The following is a 6239-nucleotide window of genomic DNA, read 5'->3' on the forward strand; positions in this document are numbered from 1 at the left end:
CACCCCGGTCCCTGAGCTCGTCGAAGGGCCACGAACAGGAAGACACCTCATGAGCGCTATCGAACGCGACGTCGTCATCATCGGCGCCGGGGCCTCCGGGCTCACGGCCGCCACCAAGCTCCGCGCGGCGGGCCTGTCCGTCGCCGTCCTCGAGGCGCGCGACCGCGTCGGTGGTCGCCTCTGGACGAACCACATCGACGGAGCCATGCTCGAGCTGGGCGGCCAGTGGGTCTCCCCCGACCAGACCGCGCTGCTCGCCACACTCGAGGAGCTCGGGCTCGACACCTACTCCCGCTACCGCGAGGGCGACAGCGTCTACGTCGATGCCGAGGGCGTGCGCACCCGCTTCACGGGCGACATCTTCCCCGTCGCCGAGTCGACCGCAGCGGAGATGGAGCGACTCATCACCCTGCTCGACGAGCTCGTGGAGGAGGTCGGTGTCACCGAGCCGTGGGCGCACGCCCGGGCGAAGGAGTACGACCGCATCTCGTGGAGCGCCTGGCTCGCCGAGCAGACGGACGACGTCGAGGCGCGCGACAACATCGCCCTCTTCATCGCCGCTGCGATGCTCACGAAGCCCTCCCACTCCTTCTCGCTCCTGCAGGCGCTCCTCATGGCGGCGTCCGCGGGCAGCTTCACCCACCTCGTCGAGGCCGACTTCATCCTCGACAAGCGCGTCGTCGGCGGCCTGCAGCAGGTCCCGATCAAGCTCGCCGAGGCCCTCGGCGACGACGTCCACCTGTCCTCGCCCGTGCGTCGCCTCGAGTGGTCCGACGCCGGCGTCTCGGCTGAGGCGGACAGCGTGACGGTCAACGCGCGGTACGCGATCGTCGCCGTCCCGCCGAACCTCTACTCCCGCATCGACTTCCAGCCGCCGCTGCCCCGCCTCAGCCACCAGATGCACCAGCACATGTCGCTCGGGCTCGTCATCAAGGTCCACGCCGTGTACGAGACGCCGTTCTGGCGCGAGGACGGTCTGTCGGCCACCGCGTTCAGCCCGTACGAGCTCGTCCACGAGGCCTACGACAACACGAACCACGAGGACCCGCGCGGCACGCTCGTCGGGTTCGTCTCGGACGAGCGCGCCGACGAGGTCTTCAAGCTGAGCGCCGAGGAGCGTCGCGAGCGGATCCTCACCTCGCTCTCCCACTACTACGGCGAGCAGGCCCTCTCCCCAGTCGTCTACTACGAGAGCGACTGGGGCAGCGAGGAGTGGACGCGAGGCGCGTACGCGGCGAGCTTCGACCTGGGCGGCCTCTCGCGTTACGGCGCCATGCAGTCGACGCCGGTCGGTCCGATCTTCTGGTCGACGAGCGACCTCGCCGCCGAGGGCTACCAGCACGTGGACGGCGCGATCCGCAAGGGCGCCGACACCGCTGAGGCGATCATCGCCCGCCACCAGGCGTAGCGATCCGGGGAGCGGGGCCCGCTCCGCTCCCCGCCCACCACCTCCGGTCCCTGAGCACCACTTCCGGTCCCTGAGCTTGTCGAAGGGCCACCCCCGTCGATACCCTGCACCAACGAAACACCCGCACACCGCCGTGCATCCTGGTCCCGGTCCCGCCCTTCGACAGGCTCAGGAACCGCCATCACACGCTCGCACCCGATCGAAAGCGAACACCAGATGAGATACATCGTTGGCTACACCGATACGCCGGCGGGACGCGACGCGCTCGCGCTCGGCATCCGGATCGCTCGGACCACCGGAGCCCGGCTCGACATCGTCCTCGTGCTCGCGAACGAGGAACGCCCGACGATCACCCCGGCCGATCCCGGGTACGAACGGTTCCTCCGTGAGACGGCCGAACGCTGGCTCGCCGAGGCGCTCGACGCGGTTCCAGCCGACATCACCGCCAAGACGCACCTCGTGTACGACGAGTCGTTCGCCGAGGGCCTCTTGGAGGCCTCCCGCATCCTCGAGGGCGGGCTCATCATCATCGGTGCGGCGCGCGGTGGACTCCTCGGGCGGTTCACGCTCGGCAGCGTCGCGAACACGCTCCTGCACTCGGCGGTCGTCCCGGTCGCCCTCGCTCCGGTCGGCAGCCGGGACCTCCTCGAGGCCCAGCCCACCGGCGGCACCGTGAGCCGCATCACCTGCGCGATCGGCACCCGCGCCGGCGCGCACCAGCTGCTCGACGCGGCCATCGTCGTCGCCAAGAACGCGGTCATCCCGCTCCGGCTGGTCTCGCTCGTCGCGCTCGACCAGCCGGAGGGCGCCGAGCACCCCGAGGCGACCGCCCGGGCCGAGTCGCACGCGGCGGAAGTCCTCGCCTACGCGACCGAGCATCTGCCGAAGGACATCGACGTGACCACCGAGATCGCCTCTGGCACCCGTATCGAGGACGCCGTCTCGAACCTCGAGTGGAAGCCCGCGGAGATCGTGCTCGTCGGTTCCAGCCGACTCGCCACCCCGAAGCACCTCTTCCTCGGCTCCACGGCAGCGAAGATGCTGCGGGAGCTCCCCGTACCCATGGTGGTCGTGCCCCGCGACTCCGTGCTGACCCTCGGAGACCCGACATGACTCCTCCCGAAACCACCCCACCACGCGACGTCGCCCACCCCGAGACGACCGCGACGGGCGCCCTCTCCAAGAAGGGCCTCGGCGCCGGCACCGTCGGCCTCATCGGTGCGATCGTCATCGGCATCTCGTGCATCGCCCCGGCGTACACCCTGACGGGTGCCCTCGGTCCGACGGTCGCGGAGGTCGGCACCCACGTGCCGGCCATCTTCCTCGTCGGATTCATCCCGATGCTGCTCGTCGCCTTCGGCTACCGGGAGCTCAACAGCCGCATGCCGGACTCCGGCACCTCGTTCACCTGGGCGACGCGCGCGTTCGGCCCGTGGGTCGGTTGGATGGCCGGTTGGGGCCTCATCGCCGCGACCATCGTCGTGCTCTCGAACCTCGCGGGCATCGCGGTCGACTTCTTCTACCTGATGCTGTCGCAGATCTTCCAGAACCCCGACATCGCCGGCCTCACGTCGAACCCGTTCATCAACGTCATCACCTGTCTGGCGTTCATGCTCGGGGCGACGCTCATCTCCTACCGCGACATGCAGACGACGCAGAAGCTGCAGTACGTGCTCGTGGGCTTCCAGTTGCTCGTGATGGTGCTGTTCGGCATCGTCGCCTTCGCGCACGTGGCGGGCGGTGACGCGTTCGACGCCCTCCCGATCTCGCTCGACTGGTTCAACCCGTTCGCCGTCGGGTCGTTCAGCGCCTTCGCCGCAGGCCTCTCGCTCTCCATCTTCATCTTCTGGGGTTGGGACGTCACGCTGACGATGAGCGAGGAGACGAAGGGGTCGAGCTCGACGCCGGGCAAGGCCGCCACCGCGACCGTCATCATCATCGTCGTCCTCTACCTGTTCCTGTCGGTCGCGCTCATCAACTACGCGGGCGTCGGCGACGGCGAGTTCGGGCTCGGCAACGAGGACATCCAGGGCAACGTGTTCTTCTCGCTCGCGGGGCCCATCCTCGGCCCGCTCGCGATCCTCGTGTCGATCGCGGTGCTGTCGTCCTCGGCCGCCTCGCTGCAGTCGACGTTCGTCTCCCCTGCGCGGACCCTGCTCGCGATGGGACACTACGGCGCGCTGTCGCCGAAGTTCTCGAAGGTGCACCCGAAGTTCTTCACGCCCGGCTACGCGACGATCGTCTCGAGTGTCGTCGCGTCGGTGTTCTACGCGGTCATGCGCTTCATCTCCGAGGACGTCCTCTGGGACACGATCACGACCCTCGGCATGATGATCTGCTTCTACTACGGCCTGACCGCGTTCGCGTGCGTCTGGTACTTCCGGAAGCAGTGGTTCTCGAGCGCACGGAACTTCTTCTTCCAGTTCTTCTCCCCGCTCGTCGGCGGTCTCATCCTGGGCGTGCTCTTCTTCACCACGATCATCGAGAGCGCGGACCCCGACTACGGCAGCGGGTCGAACATCGGCGGTGTCGGGCTCGTGTTCATCCTCGGCATGATCATCATCGTGGCGGGCATCGTCATCATGCTCATCCAGGCGAAGCTCCGACCGGACTTCTTCCGCAACAAGACGCTCGCCCGCGGCATCGCCGGCGACGCGAACGAAGCGGACGCCGCCCTCCCGGAATGAACCGCTGACCACGACGCGGCGCCGAGGCCCCGCCGTCGGACGGTCGTCGTGTGCTCGGCGCTAGACTGTTCGCATCCCCGCCGCGTCGCAACGAAAGAGACCTCCGTGCCGACCATCGTCGTAGAAGTCATGCCGAAAGCCGAACTGCTGGACCCCCAGGGCAAGGCCGTCGCCGGCGCCCTCGCGCGTCTCGGCAAGAGCGAGTTCACCGATGTCCGCATCGGCAAGCGGTTCGAGCTCACGGTCGACGGCCCCATCACCGACGCCACGCGCGCCACGGTGCAGCAGATCGCCGACGACATCCTCTCGAACGCCGTGATCGAGGACGTCGTGGCCATCCACTACCCCGAGGGCTCCGAGGCATGACGACCCGTATCGGTGTCATCACCTTCCCCGGTTCGCTCGACGACCGCGACGCCCAGCGCGCGGTCCGCATGGCGGGTGCCGAGCCCGTCGCGCTCTGGCACGGCGACCACGACCTCCAGGGCGTCGACGCCGTGATCCTGCCCGGTGGCTTCAGCTACGGCGACTACCTCCGCGCCGGAGCGATCGCCGCGGTCTCGCCGATCATGACCGAGCTGAAGGACGCCGCCGGCAAGGGCATGCCGATCCTCGGGATCTGCAACGGCTTCCAGATGCTCGTCGAGGCGCACCTGCTGCCCGGTGGCCTCATCCGGAACGCCCACCAGCAGTTCATCCGTCGCGACCAGCTGCTCACGGTCGAGAACGCCGACACCGCCTGGACCCACCAGTTCTCGAAGGGGCAGGAGATCACCATCCCGCTCAAGAACGCCGACGGTGGCTACATCGCCGACGCCGAGACGCTGGCGCGCGTCGAAGGCGAGGGTCTGGTCGCCTTCCGCTACGCGGGCGTGAACCCGAACGGTTCCCTCGACGACATCGCCGGGCTCACGAACCCGGCCGGCAACGTCGTCGGGCTCATGCCGCACCCCGAGCACGCGATCGAGCCCGGTTTCGGTCCCGACACCCCGGTCGCCATGCGCTCCGGTGTCGACGGTCTCGCCTTCTTCACGAGCGCGGTCCAAGCCCTCCAGGCGGTCTAGCCAACACGCGTCGTCTCCACGCCCGTCCCGATCCGTCGGGGCGGGCGTGTTGCGTCGATGGGCGCATCCCTGAGCCCCGCCCCGGTCCCTGAGCCCCACACCGTGGTCCCTGAGCCTGTCGAAGGGCGGCCAGCAGCACCGGCTACCATCGACACTGGTCGGACCAATCGAGGGGGCAGGATGGCGGAGCCGCTCGAAGCGCTCGTGGCGAGGCTCGTCGAACTGGCCACGCCGGAGCCCGGCACCTCCGCGCGGCGTCTGCCGCCCGAACGCGAACTCGGCGAGGCACTGCAGATGAGCCGCGGCGCCCTCCGCGAGCAGCTCGCCGTCCTCGAACGGCTCGGCTTCCTCCACCGCACCCAGGGTCGGGGCACCTCCATCGACGCCCCGGGCGACGACTTCGTCCGCAGTTGGTTCACCATCTCCCGTCAGCTGGGCTACCTGTCCGACGACCAGTTCGCCCGGTCGCGCATGATGCTGGAGGAGACCGTCGCCGAGGCGGCGGCCGGGCTCGTCAACGACGAAGCGGTCGCGGTGCTGCGCGGCGACGTCGACCGCATGATCGCCGCGACGCTCGCCGGGGATCACGATGCGGCGCTCGAGGCCGACGTCGACTTCCACAGCCGACTGAACGCCATCGTCGACGACCCGATCTTCCGACTCATGCACGAGGGCTTCAGTCACGTGCTCCGCGAGACGATCCGGCAGCGTCGACTCCGCGCGCTCGAGGTGGAGCAGCCGGACGAGCGCGGCGTCCGGCGGACCGACAGCGTGCACTACGCCGTCGTCGACGCCCTGGCCGCTCGAGACGCCGAGGCCGCGAGGCGCGCGATGCGCCAGCACTTCGAGGACTGGTTGCAGCTCGAAGCCGACGACGCCGCGAGCTGACGCGTCGCGACCCCGACCCCGTCCGGGCAACCTCAACCGGTCCCTGAGCCTGTCGAAGGGCACATGTGGGCACTTCGACAAGCTCAGTGACCGGAAGAGGCGCACGCGCATCCCCTCCGGTCCCCGAGCAACCGTCCCCGGTCCCTGAGCAACCCTCCCCGGTCCCTGAGCAACCCTCCCCGGTCCCTGAGC

General features: G+C 69.1%; 6 protein-coding genes. All 6 read left to right on the top strand.

The annotated features are described in order from the left end of the window. The first annotated feature begins 49 nt into the window (after positions 1-49). Entirely contained in the window at positions 50-1408 is a 1359-nt protein-coding gene (locus RWN05_RS13835; RefSeq protein ID WP_314139949.1) for an NAD(P)/FAD-dependent oxidoreductase, read from the top strand. 216 nt (positions 1409-1624) lie between these two features. Next, positions 1625-2521, top strand: coding sequence for a universal stress protein (locus tag RWN05_RS13840; protein WP_064294184.1), 897 nt, complete (start codon positions 1625-1627; stop codon positions 2519-2521). Further along, positions 2518-4095, top strand: a complete 1578-nt coding sequence (locus RWN05_RS13845) for an APC family permease (protein WP_079001410.1) — start codon at positions 2518-2520, stop codon at positions 4093-4095. The genes RWN05_RS13840 and RWN05_RS13845 overlap by 4 nt, the downstream gene beginning before the upstream one ends. 105 nt (positions 4096-4200) lie before the next feature. Beyond that, entirely contained in the window at positions 4201-4461 is a 261-nt protein-coding gene (gene purS, locus RWN05_RS13850) for a phosphoribosylformylglycinamidine synthase subunit PurS (protein ID WP_064294182.1), read from the top strand. Next, positions 4458-5159 carry a phosphoribosylformylglycinamidine synthase subunit PurQ gene (purQ, locus tag RWN05_RS13855; protein WP_314139951.1) on the top strand — a complete coding sequence of 234 codons (702 nt, stop codon included), beginning with the start codon at positions 4458-4460 and terminating at the stop codon, positions 5157-5159. Before purS ends, purQ begins: the two co-directional genes overlap by 4 nt. 180 nt (positions 5160-5339) lie before the next feature. Then, on the top strand, positions 5340-6047 hold the full coding sequence (locus RWN05_RS13860; RefSeq protein ID WP_314139952.1) for an FCD domain-containing protein: 708 nt from the start codon (positions 5340-5342) through the stop codon (positions 6045-6047). Positions 6048-6239 lie beyond the last annotated feature (192 nt).

The sequence above is a fragment of the uncultured Plantibacter sp. genome (assembly GCF_963518075.1).
GTDB lineage: Bacteria > Actinomycetota > Actinomycetes > Actinomycetales > Microbacteriaceae > Plantibacter > Plantibacter flavus_A.